This window comes from Sinomonas sp. R1AF57, from assembly GCF_002224485.1.
GTDB lineage: Bacteria > Actinomycetota > Actinomycetes > Actinomycetales > Micrococcaceae > Sinomonas > Sinomonas flava.
The window spans coordinates 1,800,225-1,822,499 of sequence record NZ_CP022463.1 but is presented as its reverse complement, the minus strand read 5'-3'; the positions used below and the strand labels follow the sequence as shown (position 1 = coordinate 1,822,499).

The window sequence follows — 22,275 nt, the reverse complement described above, 5'->3', positions numbered from 1 at the left end:
CTGTCGCGCAGGTGCGCGTGCGCGGGCAGGGGCGAAGGGCCGTGTTCCGCCCGGTGCCCGGTTCAGGCGAGGCCGCGCCGGGCGAGGAGCGGGCCGATGTCGGCGTCCCGGCCGCGGAGAGCACGGAAGGATGCCAGGGGGTCGCGGGAGTTGCCGCGGGAGAGCAGCTCGCGGCGGAACGCGTCGCCGTTGGCGCGCGTGAGTCCGCCGTTCTGCCTGAACCACTCGACCGTGTCCGCGTCGAGCACCTCGCTCCAGATGTACGACCAGTAGCCGGCGGCGTACCACCCGCCGGCGAAGATGTGCTGGAAGTAGCCGGTGCGGTACCGGGGCGGCACGAGAGGCACCGCGACGCCCGCATCGGCGAGCGCCTTCGCCTCGAACGCCGCGGGATCGCCGGGCTCGTCGCCAGCGCGCAGGCTGTGCCACGCGAGGTCGAGCAGCGCGGCTCCGAGGTATTCGGTCGTGGCGAATCCCTCGCCCCAGAGGCGGGCGGCATCGAGGCGCTCGAGCACTGCGGCGCCCAGCAGCTCTCCCGTGGCATGGTGCCGCGCGTAGTTCCGCACCACCTCGGGCGCGAACATCCACATCTCGTTCACCTGCGAGGGATACTCGACGAAGTCGCGGGGAACGTTCGTCCCCGAGAACCGCGGGTACGCGACGTCGGACAGCAGCCCATGCAGGGCATGCCCGAACTCATGGAACACGGTGCGCAGCTCGTCGAGCGTCAGGAGGGCCGGCTCGCCCGGAGCGGGCTTGGGGACGTTGAGGTTGTTGACCACCACGGGGCGGAGGCCGAGGAGGCGGGACTGCTCGACGAGCGAGTTCATCCACGCGCCGCCGCGCTTGGTGGGACGGGCGAAGTAGTCCCCGAGGAAGAGGCCCAGCCCAGTCCCGTCGGTGTCGAGCACCTCCCAGACCCTCACGTCCTCGTGGTAGCCGACGAGGTCGTCGCGTTCGCGGAACGTCAGGCCGAACAGCTGGCCCGCGGCGTAGAAGGCGCCATCCTCGAGGACCCGGTCGAGCTCGAGGTAGGGCCGCAGCGCCTGCTCGTCCACCGCGAACTTCTCGCGGCGCACCTTCGCCGAGTAGAACTCCCAGTCCCAGGGCGCGAGCTCATGGCCGGCCGCCCGGGCGAGGACCTCGGCCTCCGCCGCAGCGTTCCGCACCGCGGCCGGCGCGAGCTGGGCAAGCATGTCCCTGACCGCGGCGATGGAGGGCGCGGTCTGATCGTCCACTGCAAGCTCCGCGAAGTCCGCGAAGCCCAGCAGGGCCGCCTTCTCGGCGCGCAGGCGGGCCATGTCCGTGACGAGCCCGAGGACGTCCGTCGCGCCGCCAGAGCTCCCGCGCGCCACAGACGCCTCGAAGATGCGGCGCCTGAGCCCGCGGTCCTCGAGGACCGCGAGATGCGGCTGGCCCGTGGGCTGGATGAGGGTCAGGAGCCAGCCGGACTCGTGCCCGGCTGCTCGGGCCGCCTCAGCGGCGGAGGCCCTGTCGTCCTCGGGCATGCCGGCGAGTTCAGACTCGTCCACCACCAGGACGGCGGCGTCGTTGATGCCCCTGGCCACCCGCTGGCCATACTCCGTGCCGAGCCGCGAGAGCTCGGCGTTGATCGCGCGGAGGCGGGCCTGCCCGGCGTCGTCGAGCGCGATGCCCGCACGCCGGAACGCGGCGAGCCATTCGGACACGAGGCGCGCGGACTCCTCGTCGAGGCCCTCCGTGGGGATGGCCGCGAAACGCTCGTGGAGCGCCCGGTTGAGGTACACCGCGTCCTCGTGCGCCGTGAGCTCGGGCATGAGCTCCGTCTCGAGAGCGCGGATGCCCTCGGTGCCGTGGGAGGACACAAGGGTCATGAACGCCGAGACCGCCCGGTTGAGCAGGGTTCCCGCACGCTCCATCGCCACAGCGGTGTTCTCGAAGTCCGCCGCCTCGTCCGAGCCGGTGATCGCCTCGATCTCGGCCAGATGCTCGGCGAGGCCGGCCCGGACGGCCTCCGCGTAGTCCTCCTCGCGGAGGACGGCGAACGGCGGGAGCCCGTAGGGCAGCGGGCTGGGCGAGCGGAGCGGGTTAACCAAGGTGCGTTCAGTCCTGCGCGAAGACGAGGGACATCGGCGTGGCCTGGGAGCCCTGCCCCTGGGGGTTGTCCTTGAACATCCCGGCGATGGTCTCCTTCGGCAGATCGGTGTCGTGGCCCATGACGACGACGCCGAGGTCGTTCGCGTCCATGACCGCGCTGCCGCCGAACGACGCCGCCGCCTCGGCCGGGAGCGCCGCCCTCACCGCCGCGCTGAGGGCGCGGGCGACGCCGTCGGGGTCCTTGGGTGCGAGCTTCACCGAGTTGCTGGCCGCGCCGAGGCTGTACGGGGTCGCGCCGTCGATCGCGTTGATGTTGTGGCCCACCACGTCGTAGAAGACGCCGCTCTTGCCCTGCAGCTTCCCGACGACCGAGGCGGCGGCGGCCTTCGCGATGAGCGGCAGGCCGACCTCGTTGATCGCGATCTGCATCGACCACGGGCTGCCGAGGCCGATCCCGGCCGGGGTGCGCGTCACGAATTTGGAGAGCACGCGCGCCGCAGGAGTCACCTTGATCTCCCAGACGGGGAACGAGCGGCCCTGGGTGATCGCGACGATCTTCTCGCTCACGAGGAGGTACCACTTCTTGCCCTCGACGGCGGTCCGCGCCTCGGCGGGCGCGTCCGGCAGCCCGTCGAAGAAGCGCTTGACGTAGGAGGTGACGCCGGCGGCGAGATCGGTGTCCTTCGCGAAGACGTCGGTCTGCAGCGGGTAGCGCCGGAACACGGAGCCGTTCGAGGCGATGTCGAGCTCCTTGCCCGGGTTTGCCTCGTAGTCGCTCTTGTTGGCCTTGACGTCCGCGGGGGCCTCGTCCTTGTCGATGAACTCGCGCAGCCAGAGCTCGACGTTCAGCAGGCGCCAGAAGATCATCGTGTCCGCGTCGTTCTTGCCGTCGAGGTACTCCTCGAAGGCCGTCAGGACCTGCTCGCGGTCCCAGTAAGGGCGCGAGTAGAACGAGTTGGACATGAAGATCTTGTAGAGGCGCTCCTTCATGAGCGTGAACCACTCCGCCTCGGGGGTGGTGAAGCCGATCTTGTTGCGCCGGTTGCTGATGAGCTCGGGGAGCAGCCCGCGGGTGGCGTCGCGCAGGACCCGCTTGTTCCAGCCTTCCTTGATGATCGCCTCGTCCGAGAGCGAGAAGAGGTACTTCACGACCTCCTTGTCGAGGAACGGCACGCGGCCCTCGAGCGAGAAGCGCATCGTGTTCTTGTCCTCGTAGCGCAGGAGCGAGGGCAGGGACTTGGCGAAGAGGTCGTCGATGAGGCGGAGCTTGAGGTTCGCCGGGATGTTCCCGAAGGTCTCGCCCGCGAACTGCTTGGTCCATGCCTTCTTCAGGAGCGAGCCCATGCTGACGGTCTTCTTGCCGCTGACTTTGCCCTGGAGGCGGAACCGGCCGAGCCGGTAGAAGATGTCGAGGCTCGACGCCGTCTCCTTGGCGAGCGTGGCGTAGTCGCCCTTGGCCTTGAGCTGGCGCAGGTAGGCGAAGTAGTAGGGGATGTAGCCGGCCATCATCTCGTCGGCGCCCTGGCCATCGAGGAGCACGGTCACATGCTTGCTGGCCTCCTTCATCACGCAGTACTGCGCGTAGGGGCCCGAGGAGATGATCGGCTCCTCCATGGTGCGCACAAAGTCGACGAGGTCGGCGTCGAATCCTTCGGGGGTCGGCTTGATCTTGTGAGCCGCGATGTTGCCGCTGCAGACGTTGATGGCCGCGTCGGCGTACTTCTCCTCGTCGTTGATCGCGTTCGGGAAGACCGCGCTGAAGGTGTTCTGCTTCGCGCCGACGGCCTCGAGACCCTCGGCGTTCTCCTGCATGAGGCGGTTGATCGTCACCACGACGGCGGACGAGTCCAGGCCCCCCGAGAGGGCGCTGCCCACGGGGACCTCCGAGTTGAGGCGGATGCGGATCGCCTCCGTGAACCGGCGGCGGTACTCGTCGACGACCTCGGGCGTGTACGGCGTGCCGACCTTGGCGAGCTCCTCGAGCTCCTCGCGGAGCCGTGTGTACGAGGAGATGCGAAAGCGTCCGGTGCCGAGGTCGACCGTCATCATCTCGCCGGGCAGGAGCTTGTTGACCCCCTCGAAGAAGGTCTCCGCGGTGTCGTCGTGGATCCGGTACTGGAGGTACCGGTAGAGGATCCGCTCATTGGGCTTGGCCTCGATGAGGTCCGTGGCGAGGATGGGGCGGATCTCGGAGGCGAAGAGCAGCTGCGGCTCGGACTCGGTGCCGGCGTTGGCCCAGTAGAGGGGCTTGATGCCGAAGTGGTCGCGCGCCAGGACGAGCTGGTTGCGGCGTCGGTCGAAGATGGCGAGGCCGAACATGCCGTTGAAGCGGTCGAACGCTTCCGTGCCCCACTGCTCATAAGCCTGGAGCACGACTTCCGTGTCGGAGGCGGTGCGGAAGGTGCGGCCGAGCGCCTCGAGCTCGCCCCGCAGCTCCCGGTAGTTGTAGACCTCGCCGTTGTAGACGAGAACCGTCTCCTCGTCCGCGCTGACCATCGGCTCCTGGCCGTGGGCGATGTCGACGATGGCGAGCCGGCGGTGCGCCAGGCCGACCTTCCCGTCGGCGAAGTACCCCTCGCCGTCGGGCCCCCGGTGCAGGATGCAGGAGTTCATCTCCTTCAGGAGCGATTCGTCGAGCCCGGCGCCGAAGTATCCGGCGATTCCGCACATAGTGCTGTCCTCATCTGTTGTCCGTCGGGGTCTGGGCTCCATGCTACCGGCGGCCTGCGCACTCGGGGGCGGGCCACTCGCGGTGACGGCGGGCTGACTAGACTGTCCCGGTGACTTCTCTCGTTCCGCCCCCTCCGTCCGAGCGCACCGGAAACGCGCCCCTTGTCGGCGTGCTCGCCCTCCAGGGGGACGTCCGCGAGCATCTCGCGGCACTGACGCACGTGGGCGCCCGCGCCGTGAAGGTCAGGCGGCCTGAAGAACTGGACGACCTCGACGGGCTCGTGATCCCCGGCGGGGAGTCGACGACGATCGACAAGCTCGCCCGGGCCTTCGGTCTCACCGACCCCCTGCGCGCCAAAATCCGGGAGGGCTTCCCGGTCTACGGCTCGTGCGCTGGGATGATCCTGCTTGCAGACGAGATCGCGGACCCCACGGCGGACCTCTCCGGGAAGCCGCAGGAGACGTTCGGCGGACTCGACATCACCGTCCGCCGCAATGCCTTCGGGCGCCAGCGCGAGTCGTTCGAGACGGACTTGGACTTCAAGGAGGTCGACCAGTCGGGGGGCCCGGTCCACGCCGTCTTCATCAGGGGACCCTGGGTCGAGCGGGTGGGGCCCGATGTCGAGGTGCTCGCCGAGGTGGATCCCGCGCACGCGTCGCACACGGCCGCGCTCGGGGGCAGGTCTAGAATTGTCGCAGTGCGTTCTGGACGGCTGCTCGCCACATCGTTCCATCCCGAGGTGACGGGCGAGACACGGATCCATGAACTTTTCATCCGCATGATCAGAGGAGAAGCGTAGGCATGTCCGGCCACTCCAAATGGGCGACCACCAAGCACAAGAAGGCGGTCATCGACGCCAAGCGTGCCAAGGCGTTCGCCAAGTACATCAAGACCATCGAGGTTGCCGCGAGGCTTGGCGGCCCGGACCTCTCGGGCAACCCGAACCTCGAGCTCGCGGTCAGCAAGGCGAAGAAGAACTCGGTCCCGAACGACAACATCGACCGCGCCATCAAGCGCGGCGCCGGCCTGACCGGCGAGGCGATCGACTACACCGAGATCATGTACGAGGCCCGCGGCCCCCAGGGTTCTGCGCTCCTGATCGAGTGCCTCACCGAGAACCGGAACCGCGCCGCGGCCGACGTGCGCCTCGCGGTCACCCGCAACGGCGGCAGCATGGCCGACCAGGGCTCGGTCAACTACCTCTTCAACCGCAAGGGCGTCGTGAGCCTGCCGAAGAACGGACTCTCGGAAGACGACGTGCTCATGGCCGTCCTCGATGCGGGGGCGGAGGAGGTCAAGGACGGCGGCGAGAACTGGGTGGTCTATTCGGAGCCCGCTGACCTCCAGGCGATCCGCGATGCTCTGGCCGAGGCCGGGATCGAGTACGACACCGACGAGGCCGAGTTCGTGCCCTCGATGGAGGTCCAGCTCGACGCCGACGGCGCCCGGAAGTTCGTCCGCCTCGTCGACGCGCTCGAAGACCTCGACGATGTGCAGAACGTGTACACGAACGCTGACATGAGCGAGGACGTCATGGCGGAGCTCGAGAACGACTAGCTGTGGCGCCTTCTGATGGAGCCGCAGCTCCCGTGAGGCCCGGGTCTGCCCTGCGCGTGCTGGGCGTGGACCCGGGCCTCACGCGCTGCGGTATCGGGGTCGTCGACGTCGAGCGCGACCGCCGGGCCACGCTGGTCGGCGTCACCGTGGTCGGGACGACGGCGCAGGAGCCCCTCGACGCGCGGCTCCTCGCCATCGCCCAGGCTGTGGAGGACTGGCTCGACCGCTTCGAACCGGAGGTGGTCGCCGTCGAGCGCGTGTTCTCGCAGATGAACGTGAGCACCGTGATGGGAGTCGCGCAGGCGTCCGGCATCGTGATCGCCGCCGCAGCGAAGCGCGGCATCCCGGTGGCGCTCCACACGCCGTCCGAGGTCAAGGCCGCCGTGACCGGGAGCGGGCGCGCCGACAAGGCCGCCGTGACCAGGATGGTGATGAAGATCCTGCGGCTCGAGACGGCGCCGCGCCCCGCCGACGCCGCCGACGCCCTCGCGCTGGCCCTGGCCCACGCGTGGAGGGGAAGCGCTCCGGGCTCGCCGTCGGCGGCCGGGCGCACGACGGCGATGACGGCGACGGCGCTGACACCGGCGCAGAGGCTATGGCAAGAAGCCGAAGCGAAGGCGCGCCGCGGCCGATGAGGCGAGGGGAATCCGGGTGGCGGACGGTGCGGGCCGAAGCGAAGGCGCGCCGCGGCCGATGAGGCGAGGGGAATCCGGGTGGCGGACGGTGCGGGCCGAAGCGAAGGCGCGCCGCAGCAGATGAGGGGACTGGGCGCCGTCGGCCGCTAGAGTTCTCGTAGATATGTTCGGTTTGTGGGTGACAGGCAAGGAGTCCCGGTGATCAGCTTCCTCCGCGGTCCGGTGGCGCATGTGGGCCTGTCGTCAGGCGTGATCGATGTCAACGGGGCCGGTATGTCCTTCTGGGCCACGCCGCAGACCCTCGCGGGGCTCCGGGTGGGCGATGAGGCTGTCGTGCACACGTCGCTTGTGGTCCGCGAGGATTCGATGACGCTCTTCGGCTTCGCAGCGCCCGAGGAGCGCGAGGTCTTCGAGGTGCTCCTGGGTGTCTCCGGGGTCGGGCCCCGCCTCGCGCTGGCGGTGCTGGCGGTGCACAGTCCCGAGGCAGTCCGGGTGGCAGCCCATTCCGAGGACGCGAAGGCGTTCACGAAGGTTCCGGGGATCGGCCCGAAGGTCGGCGCGCGGCTCGTGCTCGAGCTCAAGGGCAAGCTCGTGCCGCTCGGCAGCGGGGATGCGCCTGCGCCGGCCGCGGCCACCGACGGCGCCGGGTGGAAGCCCCAGGTCATCGAGGCGATGTCGTCGCTGGGCTGGAGCGAGAAGGACGCGGCATCCAGCATCGACAAGGCCATGGCGGACCAGCCCGACGTGGCCGAGACGGGAAGCGTGCCGGAGATCCTCCGTGCGACCCTGCGCTGGCTGGGCCAGGGGACCCGGGGCGTGAAGGCGGGGTCGCGTGGCTGAACCGTCGCTCGTCGCGAGCCAGGAGGAGCCCGAGGAACGCGTCATCGAGGCCGCTCTCCGGCCCAAGTTCCTCGACGAGTTCGTGGGGCAGGCGCGGGTGCGCCGCCAGCTCTCGCTGGTGCTCGAGGCGAGCCGGCTGCGCGGCCGCACTGCCGACCACGTGCTGCTCTCAGGGCCGCCGGGGCTCGGGAAGACCACGCTCGCCATGATCATCGCGGGCGAAATGAACGCGCCGCTGCGCATCTCCTCGGGCCCAGCGATCCAGCACGCGGGGGACCTCGCGGCCATCCTCTCGTCCCTGTCGGAGGGCGAGGTCCTGTTCCTCGACGAGATCCACCGCATGTCCCGGCCTGCCGAGGAGATGCTGTACATGGCCATGGAGGACTTCCGCGTCGACATCGTGGTCGGCAAGGGCGCCGGCGCGACCGCGATCCCGCTCGACCTGCCGCCGTTCACGCTCGTGGGTGCGACGACGCGCGCGGGCCTCCTGCCCGGGCCCCTGCGGGACCGCTTCGGGTTCACGGGCCACCTCGAGTTCTACTCCGTCGAGGAGCTCGAGCTCGTGCTGCGGCGCTCGGCGGGCCTGCTGGACCTGAGGGTCACCTCAGCGGGGTTCACCGAGGTGGCCGGTCGGTCGCGGGGGACGCCGCGCATCGCGAACCGGCTTCTGCGCAGGGTGCGCGACTGGGCGCTCGTGCACCAGATCGACCAGATCGATGCGCGGGCTGCCGGTGCTGCCCTGGACATGTACGAGGTGGATGCGAAGGGGCTGGACCGCCTCGACAGGAACGTCCTGACGGCGCTCGCGACGAAGTTCGGCGGGGGCCCCGTCGGGCTCTCGACCCTTGCGATCGCGGTGGGGGAGGAGCCGGAGACGGTCGAGACCGTTGCCGAGCCCTACCTCGTGCGGGAGGGCCTGATGGGGCGCACGCCGCGCGGTCGCGTCGCGACCCCGCTGGCCTACGAGCACCTCGGGCTCCCTGTGCCGGCGTCAGCTCCGTTCGCCGAGAGCGCAACCCTCTTCGGTCTGGGCTCGGATGAGCCCGATGAATCGTTGGAGGAGTGAGCGGCGCGCTGCGCGTGTGCGCTTAGACTGAATACACGCTCCCGCCTTGCCGGGGGCCGCTACGCTGTGCCCGGGCCCGCCCGGTGGCCGGTGTCCGCGCCGACGAAAAAGATTGGACCTTCCATGGACTTTATGACCATCCTCCTGCTGGCTGTCTTCGCCTTCTTCATCTTCACGATGTTCCGTCGGAACAAGAAGGCGCAGCAGCAGCAGGCGCAGATGCAGTCCAAGTTCGGCCCGGGCGTCGAGGTCATGACGAGCTTCGGCCTCTACGGCACGATCATCTCCATCGACGAGGCCGAGAACAAGGTGGTTCTCGAGCTCAGCCCCGGCAACGAGGCCACCGTGCACCGCCAGGCGGTCACGAAGATCGTCGAGCCGGTCGCTCCGGCCGCCGACGCTGCGCTCTCCGAGGAGCCCGGTGACGCGGCTCCTGCTGGCGGGACCCTTGGGCTCGACAAGCGTGAGACCCCCGCGGCGGGCACGCAGTCGCAGCTGAATGAGACTCCCGAAGAGACGATCAGGCGCCTCAACGATGAGGGCAAGAACGACAAGTAGTCCCTGACGCGCCGCCCGGCCCGCAATCCCGGGCTGCGCGGCGTCAGGCGCTCCAGGCGCTGATGGCGCGCACGCTCCCTCACCCGAAGGACCACCATGGCACGATCCCGCACGCGGCCGGGACTGAAGACACTCCTCTCGCTCGTCGTCCTCCTGCTGGCCCTCGCCGGCATCCTCGCCGGTGGCACGATCGCCGGCCAGGCCTCCTGGGCGCCGAAGCTCGCGCTCGACCTTGAGGGCGGCACCCAGATGATCCTCGCGCCGAAGGTCGCCGGTGGCTCCCAGATCAACCAGGAGCAGCTCAACCAGGCTGTCGAGATCATCCGCCAGCGCGTCGACGGCTCCGGCGTCTCCGAGGCGGAGATCAGCACCCAGTCGGGCCGCAACGTCGTCGTGAGCCTGCCGGGCACCCCGTCTGCTGAGACCCGCCAGCTCATCCAGGCCTCGGCCGACATGAACTTCCGTCCCGTCCTCGTGGCCGGCAACCCTGCCGCGGTGCCTGCAGAGCAGCGCACTCCCGCGGACCAGCTCCCGAAGCCGACGGCCGCACCGGCCAACGCGAGCGACACCAACTGGATCACCGCCGACGTCTACCAGCAGTTCGAGGCCCTCGACTGCACCGGGGCACTGCCGGAGACCACCCAGCGCTCCGATCCCTCCAAGCCGCTCGTCACGTGCGAGACCGCTGGGAGCGGCGCCGGCGCGGTGAAGTACATCCTCGGCCCCGTCGAGGTCCTCGGCACCGAGATCGCCGGTTCCTCGTTCCAGCTGCAGCAGGGCCGGCAGGGCGCCGTGACCAACGAGTGGGCCGTCAACATCCAGTTCAACGACTCCGGTACCGAGAAGTTCAAGGCCGTGACGCAGCGCCTCAACGGGTTCTACGTGGCGAACCAGAACGATCCGAAGGCACAGTTCGCGATCGTGCTGGACGACAAGGTCATCTCGGCGCCGCGCTCCCTCGCCGTGATCACGGACGGTCGTCCGCAGATCACCGGCAACTTCACCGAGGCAACCGCCAAGACCCTTTCCGACCAGCTCCGCTACGGGGCGCTGCCGATCAGCTTCGAGATCCAGAGCGAAGAGCAGATCTCGGCCACCCTGGGCAGCCAGCAGCTCGAGATGGGCCTGCTGGCCGGCGGAATCGGCCTCCTGCTCGTCGTCATCTACTCGCTCTTCCAGTACCGGGCGCTCGGCTTCGTCACGATTGCCTCGCTCGTTGTCGCCGGGGTCCTGACCTACCTCGCGATCGCGATCCTCGGCTGGACGGAGAACTACCGGCTCTCCCTGGCCGGCGTCGCGGGCCTCATCGTCGCGATCGGCCAGACGGCGGACTCCTTCATCGTGTACTTCGAGCGCATCCGCGACGAACTCCGCGAGGGCCGCGGTCTGGTCTCCGCCGTTGAGAACGGCTGGAAGCGTGCCAAGCGGACCGTGCTCGCGTCCAAGGCCGTGAACCTCCTCGCGGCCGTGGTGCTCTACTTCGTGGCGGTGGGCAACGTGCGCGGCTTCGCGTTCACGCTCGGCCTCACGGCGATCGCCGACCTCCTCGTCGTGTTCATGTTCACCCACCCGATGCTCCAGGTCCTCGCGCGGACCAGGTTCTTCGGCGAGGGCCACCGGTTCTCCGGCCTCGATCCCGAGCGGCTCGGCGCGGTCCCGCTGTACCGGGGAGCGGGGCGCCTGCGCGAGGCGTCGGAGGCGGCTAAGGCGAACCTCAGGCCGAAGAACGCGGCTGCTGCCCGCGAGGCCGGGCGGCGCATGACCATCGCAGAACGGCGCGCGGCCGAGGCGGAGCGGGCACGGGTCTCGTCGCCGGCGGGACGCGCCAGCCGCGCCGACGGGCGTTCCGAGGAGGAGAACTGATGTCCAACTTCTTCGCACGGTTCGGCAACGAGCTCTACACGGGCAAGCGCTCCTACGGGTTCGTCCAGAACAAGAAGATCTGGTTCGGGGTCGCGGGGATCCTGGTGCTCGCCTCGATCCTCATCCCCGTCCTCGCCGGCGGATTCAACCTCGGCATCGAGTTCCGCGGGGGCAGCGAGTTCCGCGTGTCCCAGGTGTCCACGACCGATGCCCACCTCGGCGAGGCGGCAGTGACGTCGGTGGCCGCCGACAGCGCTCCACGGGCCAGCAACATCGCCCCGGGCACGATGCGCGTCCAGACCGAGCGCCTCACCGACGACCAGACCATCCAGGTCAAGGACAAGCTCGCGCAGGCGTACGGCGTCGGGGCGGACAAGGTCACGTCGTCGTTCGTCGGCCCGACCTGGGGCGCTGACGTGACCCAGCAGGCGATGATCGGGTTCGTGGTCTTCGTTCTCCTCGCCGCCGTCCTCATGGCGCTGTACTTCCGGACATGGAAGATGTCGCTCTCGGCGCTCACCGGGATGCTCGTCACCATGGTGGTCACCGGCGGCGTCTACGCGGCCAGCGGCTTCGAGGTCACCCCCTCGGCGATCATCGGCTTCCTCACGATCCTGAGCTACTCGCTGTATGACACCGTCGTGGTGTTCGACAAGATCCGGGAGAACACCGCGGACATCACGGCGTCGACCCGGCGGACCTTCGCGGAGGAGGTCAACCTCGCGGTGAACCAGACGCTGGTGCGGTCGATCAACACGATGATGGTCGCGGTCCTTCCCGTCGCGGCGATCCTGTTCATCGGTGCGGGCCTCCTCGGTGCCGGCACCCTCAGGGACCTCTCGCTCGCCCTGTTCGTCGGCATCCTCATCGGCACCGCGGCGACGATCTTCATTGCGGCTCCCATGTATGCGTGGCTGCGTGAGCGCGAGCCCGAGCTCGTGAAGCAGGCGGACCGGGTGCGGTCGCGTCGGTCCACAGCGAACGCGGGCGTCTGAGCGGTTCGACGAGGCATACACTGAGGGAATCCCGACGAGAAGTGTGGAGGTGCCGCCAGTGGTAGAGCGTCCGACGCCAGCTCAGCCCGCGGCGCCCGGCGCCGCAGACAGCGGCACGCCCGACACGACGTCGCCGGCCGCCGCCGACCCTGTGGCGGCGGCCCTCGCCGATGCGCCGGCCGGGGGCAACAGCCTCCTCGAGCGGCCCACGCTGGGCCGCCGCGACTGGACGTTCTCGCGCCTCGCCCGGCTCACCGGGCGAGGCCCGAACGCCCATTCGCCGATCCTCGAGCCCCTCCTGCGGACCGTCCGGGCCAACAACCCCCGGGAGGACTTCGACCTCATCCGGCGGGCCTACGAGGTTGCCGAGCGCAGCCACCAGGGGCAGAAGCGCAAGAGCGGCGACCCCTACATCACCCACCCCGTCGCCGTCGCCACCATCCTCGCCGAGCTCGGCATGACAGGCACGACCCTTGCGGCCGCGCTGCTGCACGACACGGTCGAGGACACCCCCTACACCCTCGACGACCTCAGGCGTGACTTCGGCCCCGAGGTCGCCATGCTGGTCGACGGAGTCACGAAGCTGGACAAGGTCCAGTTCGGTGACGCGGCCCAGTCGGAGACCGTGCGCAAGATGGTCGTGGCGATGGCCAAGGACATCAGGGTCCTCGTGATCAAGCTCGCGGACCGCCTGCACAACGCCCGCACCTGGCGCTTCGTTTCCCCGGAGTCGTCGGCGCGGAAGGCGCGCGAAACGCTCGAGATCTTCGCGCCCCTCGCGCACAGGCTCGGCATGAACACGATCAAGTGGGAGCTCGAGGACCTCTCCTTCGCGGCCCTCTACCCGAAGGTGTACGAGGAGATCGTGCGGATGGTGGGGGCACGCACCCCGGAGCGCGAGAAGCAGCTGTCGGTGATCCGCGCGCAGATCGCCGAGGACCTGCGCTCCGCGCGGATCAAGGCCGAGATCACCGGGCGCCCGAAGCACTACTACTCCATCTACCAGAAGATGATCGTCCGGCAGAAGGAGTTCGACGACATCAACGACCTCATGGGCGTGCGCGTGCTCGTGGACTCGGTACGCGACTGCTACGCCGCCCTGGGCACGCTCCACGCGAGGTGGAACCCGCTTCCGGGCAGGTTCAAGGACTACATCGCGATGCCGAAGTTCAACATGTACCAGTCGCTCCACACGACGGTCATCGGGCCGAGCGGGAAGCCGGTCGAGATCCAGATCCGCACCCATGAGATGCACCGCCGCGCGGAGTACGGCGTCGCCGCGCACTGGAAGTACAAGAACCAGCCGAACGGGCAGAGCCATACTCCCAGCGGCAAGGCCTCCGAGATGGGCTGGCTGCGCTCGCTCGTGGACTGGCAGCAGGAGACCTCCGACCCGGGGGAGTTCCTCGACTCGCTCCGCTTCGAGATCAACGCCAAGGAAGTCTTCGTCTTCACGCCGAAGGGCGAGGTCATGGCCCTCCCGGCCGGATCGACCCCGGTCGACTTCGCCTACGCCGTCCACACGGAGGTCGGCCACCGCACCATCGGCGCCCGCGTCAACGGGAAGCTGGTGCCGCTCAACAGCGAGCTGAACCACGGCGACTGGGTGGAGATCTTCACGTCGAAGGCGGAGGGGGCCGGTCCGAGCCAGGACTGGCAGCACTTCGTCAAGAGCGCCCGCGCGCGCAACAAGATCCGGCAGTGGTTCACCAAGGAGCGGCGTGAGGAGGCCATCGACAAGGGCAAGGAGCTGCTCACGCGCGCGATGCGCAAGCAGAACCTCCCGCTCCAGCGCCTCCTGAGCCACGACGCCCTCCTCGCCGTCGCCCAGGAGTTCCGCTACCAGGACATCGCCGGGCTCTACGCAGGGATCGGCGACGGCCACGCCTCCGCCCAGTCGGTCGTGGAGAAGCTCGTCGACAGCCTCGGCGGCGCCGCGGGCGCGGCCGAGGACATCGCGGAGACGATCGCCCCGACCAAGGGCAGCATCCCGCCCAAGTACTCGAACTCCGGCGTGATCGTGAAGGGTGTCGGGGACGTCTGGGTCAAGCTCGCGCGGTGCTGCACCCCCGTGCCGCCGGACCCCATCGTCGGCTTCGTCACCCGCGGTTCCGGCGTTTCCGTCCACCGCACTGACTGCACGAACATCGCGACGCTGCGGTCGGAGCCGGACAGGATGGTGGACGTCGAGTGGGCGCCGACGCAGTCGAGCGTGTTCCTCGTCGAGATCCAGGTCGAGGCCCTCGACCGCAAGAGCCTCCTCTCGGACGTGACCCGTGTGCTCTCCGACAACCACGTGAACATCCTCTCCGCGCACGTGCACACGTCCACCGACCGTCTGGCCGTCTCGCGCTTCGCGTTCGAGATGGGCGACCCGAAGTACCTCAGCCACGTGCTGAGCGCCGTGCGGCGGATCGACGGGGTCTTCGACGTGTACCGCACGACCGGCAACCGCCGGCGCACCTGAGGGGATTCACGACGCCGGCGCTCCCGCCACCCGGGCGATGACGCGGCGCGCCCGCGCCAGGTGCGGCTGCCGTGGGAGTGCATCGAGCCCGCGCGCCACGAGACCGACCGTGAGGCCGAGCCGCGGCTGGGCGAGCATCCTGCGGAGCACCGGGACGGACACGCCGTCCTCGGAGTGGATGGCGAGGTCGACGGCGGTGCGCAGCGGGCTCGTGACCCTCACCCCGGCCAGCTCGACAATGTCGAAGGGCCCGAAGTGCACCTCGTGGACGAGCAGCCGATGAGCAGCACGCAGGGTGGACATGCGTCGGGAACCGTCGACGAGGAGGACCGGCATGTCCGGCGTCCCCGCGCAGCCGTAGACCCACGCGGCCGTCAGGCGGCCGACCACCGTCCGGTGGACAAGGCGCGGCGCGAGGATCGAGGAGAGACCGCGAGCCCGGAGCTCCGGAACTTCCCTGCACTGGACCGGCACGTACGCGTCGGCGATCAGGCGGCGGAGCACGCCGTCGTGCTCCATCGCCTGGAGCTCGACTGCGGTGAACGGGCCGCCGGCGACAAGGACCGGCGGATCGGCGTCTGGCGCCGGTGCGGGATGGAGCGGGGTAGGCATGGGGACATCATGCTCACGTGCGCGCGAACCGCGCATCCCGTCCGCTGCCCCTGTGGATAAAGCGGGAGGGGGCCCGCAGCGGCTTGCTGCGGGCCCCCTCCCGGAGGCGGAACGTCGGGGCTCAGCCGAGCTCGCCCGCGGACCGCTGCAGGGTCTCGAGCCAGGCGCGGCGGGCGTCCAGGGCCTCGCGGGCCTTGGAGGCGGCACGTGCGTCGCCGGACTTCTCGGCGTCGGCGAGCTCGCCCTCGAGGGCGGCGATCGACGACTCGAGCTGCGTGAGGGCAGAATCAGTGCGCGCCTTGGTCTCGGGGTCCGTCCGGCGCCAGTTCTCCTGGTCCGCGTGGGCGATGGCGTCCTCGACCTTGCGCAGGCCGGCCTCGACACGGCCCATGTCTGCCCGGGGAACGCGGCCGGCCTCCTCCCAGCGGTCACGGATGGACTGGAGCGCCTTCTTGGCGGTCGCGAGGTCGGTGATGGGCAGGAGCTGCTGGGCCTCCGCCAGCAGCTGCTCCTTGACCTTCAGGTTGGCCGAGTACTCGCGGTCCACAGCCTCGTTCGCTGCCTGGCGGGCCTCGAAGAAGACGTTCTGCGCCGCCCGGAAACGCAGCCAGAGGGCGTCGTCGTCCTTGCGGCTCGCCCGCGGCGCGGCCTTCCACTCGTCCATGAGGCGGCGGTACTCTCCCGCGGCCCATCCCCACTCGGTGGATGTCTGCAGCGACTCGGCCTCGGCGATCAGGCGCTCCTTGACGGACTTGGCCTGCGCGTTGAGGCTGTCCAGCTGCGAGAAGTAGGCGCGGCGGTGGCGGTCGAACTGGGTGCGCGCGGCGCGGAAGCGCTTCCAGAGGGCATCCTCGGTGGCCCTGCCCAGACGGAGCCCGGACTTCTGGGAGGTCTTCCACTCCTCGAACAGCTCGTTCATGCGGGCGCCGCTGGACTTCCACTGCGTGCGCTCCGGGTCCTGCCCGCTGATCTGCTCGGCCTCGGAGACGATGGCCTCGCGGCGGGCGAGTTCCTCTGCGCGGGCGGTCTCGTGGGCGGCCTTCTCCTGGGCCTCGGCGTCGGCGAGGGAGGCTTCGAGCGCGTCGAGGCGGCCCTCGGCGGAGCGCACGTCGCCGACCATGGCCCGCTCCGTGAGCTGCTCGCGCAGGTGCGTGACGGCCTTGCGGACGTCCGCAACCGAAGCATGGGAGCTCACGCGCTGCTCCAGCAGCGAGATCTGCGCGACGACGTCCTCGAACTTCCGCGCGAAATAGGCAAGGGCTTCTTCAGGGGAGACCCCCGGGTACTGGCCCACCGGGTGCTCTTCGCCGTCGACAGTGAGGAAGACGTGGCCGTCACCCTCGACGCGGCCCCACTTCGCGGCCTCCGTGAGCGACACCGGCGGTGCCGGTGCCGGGGTCGGCGCCTGGGGCGCCACGACCGCGGGCGAAGCCGGCCTCGGCTTCGCCGCGAAGGCAGCGGGGGAGGGAACGGGAGCGGCCGAAGGGGCCGCGGTGTCGTCGGATTTCTGACTTTCGGTCACCGCTAGAACTCTTTCGCTTAGAGGTTGCATTTCAGGTGGCACTGCCGGCACAGCAGTAGGCACGGGCCGCCACGTCACTTCACCGTGAACGAGTCTATCGTGACAGGTGTCACCGGGGCCCCGTCCTCGCCGGTCGTGACACCGCCGGCCGCGATGGCCTGGACGGCGTCGAGGCCCGAGGTGACCTTGCCGACGACGGTGTACCCGCCCGCACTGTCCGCAGGGATCGTGGTGTCCCGGTACACAATGAAGAACTGCTGCCCGTTGCCGTACGCATTGTTCGCCGTCCTCGCGACGGCGATGGTCCCCGCCGGGTACATCGCGTCCGCGGGGGTGTTCTCGAGCGGCCCCCACGTGTAGTCCGGCTGGGGCTGGCCCTCGGCCACTTGCCCGCACTGCAGGAGCGCGAACTGCGCGCCCGTGGTCAGCCGCGCGCACGAGCGCCCGTTGAGGGTGCCCGCCTGGGCGAGCGAGGAGAACACCGCCGCTGCCTGCGGCGCCTTCGTCCCGTCGAGCTCGACCCCGAGCGTCTTGCCGTTGAGCACGAGGTCCCCGGTGAACGTCTTCCCCGCGGCGGTCTCGGGCGAGGGGATCTGCGGCCCGTTACTCGCGCTGGGGGAGGGGCTGGCCGAGGCCTGGTTGAGCCCGGCCTGCACAGCGGCATAGTCCGCCGCGGTGGGATTGGAGGCGAAGACCGTCCCCTGGAGCACGGCGGCGAGCACGATGGCCCCTGCGGCCACTGCGGCCGCCATGGTGTTGTCGCGCCGGCGACGCCGCTCCTTCTCCCGGCGCAGCTGCGCCTTCGCCTCCATGAGCCGGACGCGACGGCGGTCCTCACGCACGTTCCGCTTGGCCACCGACGTCTCCTCCTACGCTCTGGCGCTTCTGGGTGGATGAGAGGCGCATAAACTTGTGCAGCAGTCAGTCTACGCACAAGGAGTTCTTCACCCATGGCACGTACCGCCTCGCTGTCCGGATTCCCCGAGTGGCTTCCGCAGGAGAGGCTCGTGGAGCTCCATGTGCTCGACACGCTCCGGCGCACCTTCGAACTGCACGGCTTCGCCTCGATCGAGACCCGCGCCGTGGAGACGGTGGGCCAGCTCCTCCGCAAGGGCGAGATCGACAAGGAGGTCTACGGGCTCTCCCGCCTGCAGGACGACGAGGACTCGGCGTCGAAGGACGATTCGAATGCCCTCGCGCTCCACTTCGACCTCACTGTCCCCTTCGCGCGCTATGTCGTGGAGAACGCCGGGTACCTCGCGTTCCCGTTCCGTCGCTACCAGATCCAGAAGGTGTGGCGCGGCGAGCGGCCCCAGGAGGGGCGCGCCCGCGAGTTCACGCAGGCTGACATCGACGTGGTGGGCGACGGCGAGCTGCCGTTCCGCTACGACGTCGAGCTCGCGCTCGTCATCGCGGAGGCCCTCTCGGCGCTCCCGATCCCGCCGTTCAGGCTGCGGGTGAACAACCGCAAGCTGGCCGAGGGGTTCTACCGGGGGATCGGCCTCGCCGACACGGCCGGCGTCCTGCGGAGCATCGACAAGCTCGAGAAGGTCGGCCCAGAGAAGGTCGCCGAGCTCCTCCAGCAGGAGCTGCGCGCCACACCCGAGCAGGCCAAGGCCGCCCTCGAGCTCGCGTCGATCCGCACCGAGGACACCTCGTTCGTGGACCAGGTGCGGGCGCTCGGGGTGCAGGACGAGCTCCTGGACGAGGGCCTCGCCGAGCTCGAGCAGGTCATCGCCGCCGCGTCCGCCGTGGCCCCGGGCAAGGTGGTCGCGGACCTGAGCATCGCCCGCGGCCTCGACTACTACACGGGCACCGTGTACGAGACGGTCCTGGTGGGCCACGAGCAGCTCGGCTCGATCTGCTCCGGCGGCCGCTACGACGCGCTGGCGACCAAGGGGAACCGCAAGTTCCCCGGCGTGGGCCTCTCGATCGGCGTCACGCGCCTCGTATCCCGCATCCTGAGCCAGGACCTCGCGGCCGCGAGCCGCTCGGTCCCCACGGCGGTGCTGGTCACGCTCGTCGACGACGACTCGTGGACCGACGCGCAGCGCGTTGCCGCGCAGCTGCGCAGCAGGGGCATCCCGGTGGAGGTCGCGGCGAAGGCCGAGAAGTTCGGCAAGCAGATCAAGTACGCGGACCGCCGTGGGATCCCGTTCGTCTGGTTCTCCCACGCGGACGGCCGCCACGAGGTCAAGGACATCCGCTCCGGCGAGCAGGTCGAGGCAGATCCGGCGAATTGGATGCCCCCTGCCCCGGACCTCGTGCCGCAGGTCCTCCCCGCCGGCCGTTAGGCGCCGGCGAGGCGCGCGCCTCAGCCGGCCCGGCGCCGTCGTGCGGCGAGCACGACGGCGCGTCCGGCCACGCCCGCCGCGAGCACTCCGGCCATGACGAGGGCCGAGGTCAACGGCAGCGTGAACGCCAGGGCGAGGCACGCCACGGCGCCGGCGGCGTTGAGCCAGCGGGGCGAGTACCACGGCCGCTCGGGACGGGGAAGCGTGAACGCCGCGGCGTTCGCCACGGCGTAGTAGACGAGCACGCCGAAGCTCGAGAAGCCGATCACGGTCAGGACGTTCCCGCCCACCACGAGGAGCACGACGGCGGCGCACACCGCGAGCTCCGCCGCCCACGGGACCCTGTGCGACCCGGCGATGCGTGCGAGCGCCCCGGGCAGGTCCCCCTCGCGCGCCATGGCGAGCGAGGTGCGGCCCACCCCCGCGATGAGCGCCAGCAGCGCCCCGAGGCACGCCGCAGCCGCCCCGGCCTGGACGATCCCGCCCGCAGCGGGTCCCGCCCCCGCGACCAGATCGTGGACCGGGGCCGCTGCCTCCGCGAGCCGGGGCCCGAGGCGCGCCGAGAGGACGAGCGCGAGGCCGGCATAGATGGCGAAGGCGCCGGCGAGTGCCCCCAAGATCGCGCGGGGGATGGTGCGGGAGGGGTCCTTCACCTCCTCGCCCAGCGTCGCGATGCGCGCGTAGCCGGCGAAGGCGAAGAACAGCACCCCGGCGGCGGTGACGGGGCCGAGGGGGCCGGGCGGCGCGCCGTCGTGCGCGGAGGCGGACAGCCCGGGCGCAGGCAGCGCGAGCCCTGCCGCAGCGGCGAAGGCCAGGACGGCGAGGACGACGGCGAGGAGCACCTTCGTGACCAGGGCCGTCCGCGTGATCCCGGCCAGGTTGACCCCGGTCAGCGCCACCACAGCGGCCACCGCGACGGGCACCGCATGCTCGGGCGCGACATAGTGAGCGAAGGTGAGGGCCATCGCCGCGCACGAGGCGCTCTTGCCCGTGACGAAGCCCCAGCCGGCGAGGAAGCCCGCCCAGGGGCCGAGCCGTTCCCGGCCGTAGACATAGGTGCCACCGCTCGAGGGGTACTTGGCCGCGAGCGCCGCCGAGGCGACCGCATTCGCGTACGCGACGGCGCCGGCGAGGAGAAGCGAGAGCAGCAGGAGCGGGCCCGCGAGCGCAGCCGCCGGGCCGAAGACGGCGAAGACACCGGCCCCCAGCATCGAGCCGAGGCCGATCGCCGTCGCGTCAAGCGTTCCAAGGCGTCGGCCGAGGCGGGGGGCGGGCGGCACGGGACCTCCGGGTAAACTCGATGCGAACCACTGTCGATCCTAGTGAAGGAAGACCTTTGCTGCGCACACACGGCCTCGGGACACTGCGCCCCGAGCACATTGGCCAGACCGTCACCCTCGCGGGCTGGGTAGCCCGCCGCCGCGACCACGGCGGGGTGGCCTTCGTGGACCTCCGCGACTCCACGGGCGTGTCGCAGATTGTGGTCCGCGAGGAGGAGGTCTTCCACGGCCTGCGCAACGAGTTCGTGCTGCAGGTCACCGGAACGGTCGAGCGCCGCCCTGAGGGCAACGAGAACCCGCAGCTCGCCACCGGTGAGATCGAGGTCATCGCCGAGAAGGTCGAGGTCCTCAACACCGCCGACCCGCTCCCGTTCCAGGTGGACGAGCACGTCGAGGTCGGCGAGGAGGCGCGTCTGCGCCACCGCTACCTGGACCTCCGCCGCCCAGGCCCGGCCCGCGCCATGCGCCTGCGCTCGGAGGCGAACCGCGTGGCCCGCGAGCTCCTGCACGGCGAGGACTTCCTCGAGGTCGAGACCCCGACGCTGACCCGCTCGACCCCCGAGGGCGCCCGGGACTTCCTCGTGCCCGCGCGCCTCGCGCCGGGCTCGTGGTACGCGCTCCCGCAGTCCCCGCAGCTGTTCAAGCAGCTCCTGCAGGTGGGCGGGATCGAGAAGTACTTCCAGATCGCCCGCTGCTACCGGGACGAGGACTTCCGTGCCGACCGGCAGCCGGAGTTCACGCAGCTGGACATCGAGGCCAGCTTCGTCGAGCAGGACGACATCATCGCGCTCGGCGAACGGATCGTGTCCGCGCTGTGGAAGCTCATCGACGTCGAGATCCCGACTCCGATCCGGCGCATCACCTACGCCGAGGCCATGGCGAAGTACGGCTCCGACAAGCCGGACCTCCGCTTCGGGCTCGAGCTCACGGACCTTACCGAGTACTTCAAGGACACGACGTTCGGCGTGTTCAAGGCACCGTACGTCGGTGCGGTGGTCATGCCCGGCGGCGCCTCGCAGCCCCGCCGCACGCTCGACGCGTGGCAGGAGTGGGCCAAGCAGCGCGGCGCCAAGGGCCTCGCATACGTCCTGTTCAAGGAGGACGGCGAGCTCGCCGGGCCGGTCGCGAAGAACCTGACCGACGCCGAGCGCGCGGGCCTCGCCGCGGCCGTCGGCGCGAACCCGGGCGACTGCATATTCTTCGCCGCGGGCGCCAAGGATGACGCGCGCGCCCTTCTCGGCGCAGCGCGCGTCGAGATCGGCCACCGCACCGGCCTCATCGACCCCAACGACTGGGCGTTCGTGTGGGTTGTGGACGCGCCCCTGTTCGAGCCTGCGGCGAACGCGACCGCCTCGGGCGACGTCGCCCTCGGCTACTCGGCGTGGACGGCCGTGCACCACGCCTTCACCTCGCCCAAGCCCGAGTTCATGGACACCTTCGACGAGGAGCCCGGCGAGGCCCTCGCCTACGCCTACGACATCGTGTGCAACGGCAACGAGATCGGCGGAGGGTCAATCCGTATCCACCGCCGCGATGTCCAGGAGCGCGTGTTCAAGGTCATGGGCATCGACCAGGACGAGGCGCAGGAGAAGTTCGGCTTCCTCCTCGAGGGGTTCAAGTACGGCGCTCCGCCGCACGGCGGCATCGCCTTCGGGTGGGACCGTGTCGTCGCCCTGCTCGCGGGCGTGGAGTCGATCCGGGAGGTCATCGCGTTCCCGAAGACCGGCGGCGGCTACGACCCGCTCACCGCGGCCCCTGCTCCGATCACCCCGGAGCAGCGCAAGGAGGCCGGCGTCGACGCCAAGCCCGAGCCGAAGAAGCCCGAGGCGTAGGCGAGGC

The 22,275-nt window shown here is 70.1% G+C and carries 17 protein-coding genes; 11 read left to right on the top strand and 6 right to left on the bottom strand.

Annotated elements, in window-relative coordinates; all coding sequences use genetic code 11:
- Positions 1 to 62 precede the first annotated feature (62 nt).
- Both CGQ25_RS08335 and asnB read right to left on the bottom strand, forming a co-directional pair.
- Positions 63 to 2,075, bottom strand: a complete 2,013-nt coding sequence (locus tag CGQ25_RS08335) for a M3 family metallopeptidase (protein ID WP_208712650.1) — start codon at positions 2,073 to 2,075, stop codon at positions 63 to 65.
- Positions 2,076 to 2,082: 7 nt separating this feature from the next.
- Entirely contained in the window at positions 2,083 to 4,746 is a 2,664-nt protein-coding gene (asnB, locus tag CGQ25_RS08330; RefSeq protein WP_208712649.1) for an asparagine synthase (glutamine-hydrolyzing), read from the bottom strand.
- Positions 4,747 to 4,856: 110 nt separating this feature from the next.
- Here asnB and pdxT point away from each other — a divergent pair, with 110 nt between their 5' ends.
- The 9 genes from pdxT (at position 4,857) to CGQ25_RS08285 (ending at position 14,728) form a co-directional block, all read left to right on the top strand.
- Positions 4,857 to 5,546, top strand: coding sequence for a pyridoxal 5'-phosphate synthase glutaminase subunit PdxT (gene pdxT / locus CGQ25_RS08325; RefSeq protein ID WP_208712648.1), 690 nt, complete (start codon positions 4,857 to 4,859; stop codon positions 5,544 to 5,546).
- Between the two features lie 2 nt (positions 5,547 to 5,548).
- Complete coding sequence (locus CGQ25_RS08320) at positions 5,549 to 6,304, top strand: YebC/PmpR family DNA-binding transcriptional regulator (RefSeq protein WP_208712647.1); 756 nt, start codon at positions 5,549 to 5,551, stop codon at positions 6,302 to 6,304.
- A 32-nt stretch (positions 6,305 to 6,336) separates the two neighbouring features.
- Positions 6,337 to 6,939 carry a crossover junction endodeoxyribonuclease RuvC gene (gene ruvC / locus CGQ25_RS08315; RefSeq protein ID WP_255405683.1) on the top strand — a complete coding sequence of 201 codons (603 nt, stop codon included), beginning with the start codon at positions 6,337 to 6,339 and terminating at the stop codon, positions 6,937 to 6,939.
- A gap of 198 nt (positions 6,940 to 7,137) precedes the next feature.
- Positions 7,138 to 7,779 carry a Holliday junction branch migration protein RuvA gene (gene ruvA / locus CGQ25_RS08310; protein ID WP_208712646.1) on the top strand — a complete coding sequence of 214 codons (642 nt, stop codon included), beginning with the start codon at positions 7,138 to 7,140 and terminating at the stop codon, positions 7,777 to 7,779.
- Positions 7,772 to 8,845, top strand: a complete 1,074-nt coding sequence (gene ruvB / locus CGQ25_RS08305; protein ID WP_208712645.1) for a Holliday junction branch migration DNA helicase RuvB — start codon at positions 7,772 to 7,774, stop codon at positions 8,843 to 8,845. Before ruvA ends, ruvB begins: the two co-directional genes overlap by 8 nt.
- A 132-nt stretch (positions 8,846 to 8,977) precedes the next feature.
- Entirely contained in the window at positions 8,978 to 9,403 is a 426-nt protein-coding gene (gene yajC, locus CGQ25_RS08300; RefSeq protein ID WP_208712986.1) for a preprotein translocase subunit YajC, read from the top strand.
- Positions 9,404 to 9,499: 96 nt separating this feature from the next.
- Positions 9,500 to 11,266, top strand: a complete 1,767-nt coding sequence (gene secD / locus CGQ25_RS08295; protein WP_208712644.1) for a protein translocase subunit SecD — start codon at positions 9,500 to 9,502, stop codon at positions 11,264 to 11,266.
- Entirely contained in the window at positions 11,266 to 12,261 is a 996-nt protein-coding gene (gene secF / locus CGQ25_RS08290) for a protein translocase subunit SecF (RefSeq protein WP_208712643.1), read from the top strand. Before secD ends, secF begins: the two co-directional genes overlap by 1 nt.
- A 58-nt stretch (positions 12,262 to 12,319) precedes the next feature.
- Positions 12,320 to 14,728 carry a bifunctional (p)ppGpp synthetase/guanosine-3',5'-bis(diphosphate) 3'-pyrophosphohydrolase gene (locus CGQ25_RS08285; RefSeq protein ID WP_369802309.1) on the top strand — a complete coding sequence of 803 codons (2,409 nt, stop codon included), beginning with the start codon at positions 12,320 to 12,322 and terminating at the stop codon, positions 14,726 to 14,728.
- Between the two features lie 6 nt (positions 14,729 to 14,734).
- Here CGQ25_RS08285 and CGQ25_RS08280 read toward each other — a convergent pair whose 3' ends face one another.
- From CGQ25_RS08280 to CGQ25_RS08270, 3 genes are all read right to left on the bottom strand, one after another.
- Entirely contained in the window at positions 14,735 to 15,340 is a 606-nt protein-coding gene (locus tag CGQ25_RS08280) for a hypothetical protein (RefSeq protein WP_208712642.1), read from the bottom strand.
- Between the two features lie 121 nt (positions 15,341 to 15,461).
- A complete protein-coding gene (locus CGQ25_RS08275) occupies positions 15,462 to 16,892 on the bottom strand; it encodes a DUF349 domain-containing protein (protein ID WP_208712984.1) in 1,431 nt (476 codons plus the stop codon).
- 44 nt (positions 16,893 to 16,936) lie between these two features.
- Positions 16,937 to 17,674: a peptidylprolyl isomerase gene (locus CGQ25_RS08270; protein WP_208712983.1), complete on the bottom strand. Its 738-nt coding sequence runs from the start codon at positions 17,672 to 17,674 to the stop codon at positions 16,937 to 16,939.
- 138 nt (positions 17,675 to 17,812) lie between these two features.
- Between CGQ25_RS08270 and hisS the strand changes: the two genes are divergently transcribed.
- Entirely contained in the window at positions 17,813 to 19,156 is a 1,344-nt protein-coding gene (hisS, locus tag CGQ25_RS08265) for a histidine--tRNA ligase (protein ID WP_208712641.1), read from the top strand.
- A gap of 20 nt (positions 19,157 to 19,176) precedes the next feature.
- On the opposite strand, the gene CGQ25_RS08260 is transcribed toward hisS, so the two are convergent.
- The gene (locus CGQ25_RS08260; protein ID WP_255405681.1) at positions 19,177 to 20,436 is read right to left on the bottom strand and encodes an APC family permease; all 1,260 of its coding nucleotides are present in this window, start codon (positions 20,434 to 20,436) and stop codon (positions 19,177 to 19,179) included.
- Between the two features lie 56 nt (positions 20,437 to 20,492).
- Between CGQ25_RS08260 and aspS the strand changes: the two genes are divergently transcribed.
- A complete protein-coding gene (aspS, locus tag CGQ25_RS08255; protein WP_208712640.1) occupies positions 20,493 to 22,268 on the top strand; it encodes an aspartate--tRNA ligase in 1,776 nt (591 codons plus the stop codon).
- Positions 22,269 to 22,275 lie beyond the last annotated feature (7 nt).

Coding starts and splice junctions, on each gene's coding strand:
- secF (WP_208712643.1), top strand. CDS start 11,266: ATGTCCAACTTCTTCGCACGGTTCGGCAACGAGCTCTACACGGGCAAG.
- secD (WP_208712644.1), top strand. CDS start 9,500: ATGGCACGATCCCGCACGCGGCCGGGACTGAAGACACTCCTCTCGCTC.
- asnB (WP_208712649.1), bottom strand. CDS start 4,746: ATGTGCGGAATCGCCGGATACTTCGGCGCCGGGCTCGACGAATCGCTC.
- yajC (WP_208712986.1), top strand. CDS start 8,978: ATGACCATCCTCCTGCTGGCTGTCTTCGCCTTCTTCATCTTCACGATG.
- CGQ25_RS08280 (WP_208712642.1), bottom strand. CDS start 15,340: ATGCCTACCCCGCTCCATCCCGCACCGGCGCCAGACGCCGATCCGCCG.
- CGQ25_RS08270 (WP_208712983.1), bottom strand. CDS start 17,674: ATGGAGGCGAAGGCGCAGCTGCGCCGGGAGAAGGAGCGGCGTCGCCGG.
- CGQ25_RS08275 (WP_208712984.1), bottom strand. CDS start 16,892: ATGCAACCTCTAAGCGAAAGAGTTCTAGCGGTGACCGAAAGTCAGAAA.
- CGQ25_RS08320 (WP_208712647.1), top strand. CDS start 5,549: ATGTCCGGCCACTCCAAATGGGCGACCACCAAGCACAAGAAGGCGGTC.
- hisS (WP_208712641.1), top strand. CDS start 17,813: ATGGCACGTACCGCCTCGCTGTCCGGATTCCCCGAGTGGCTTCCGCAG.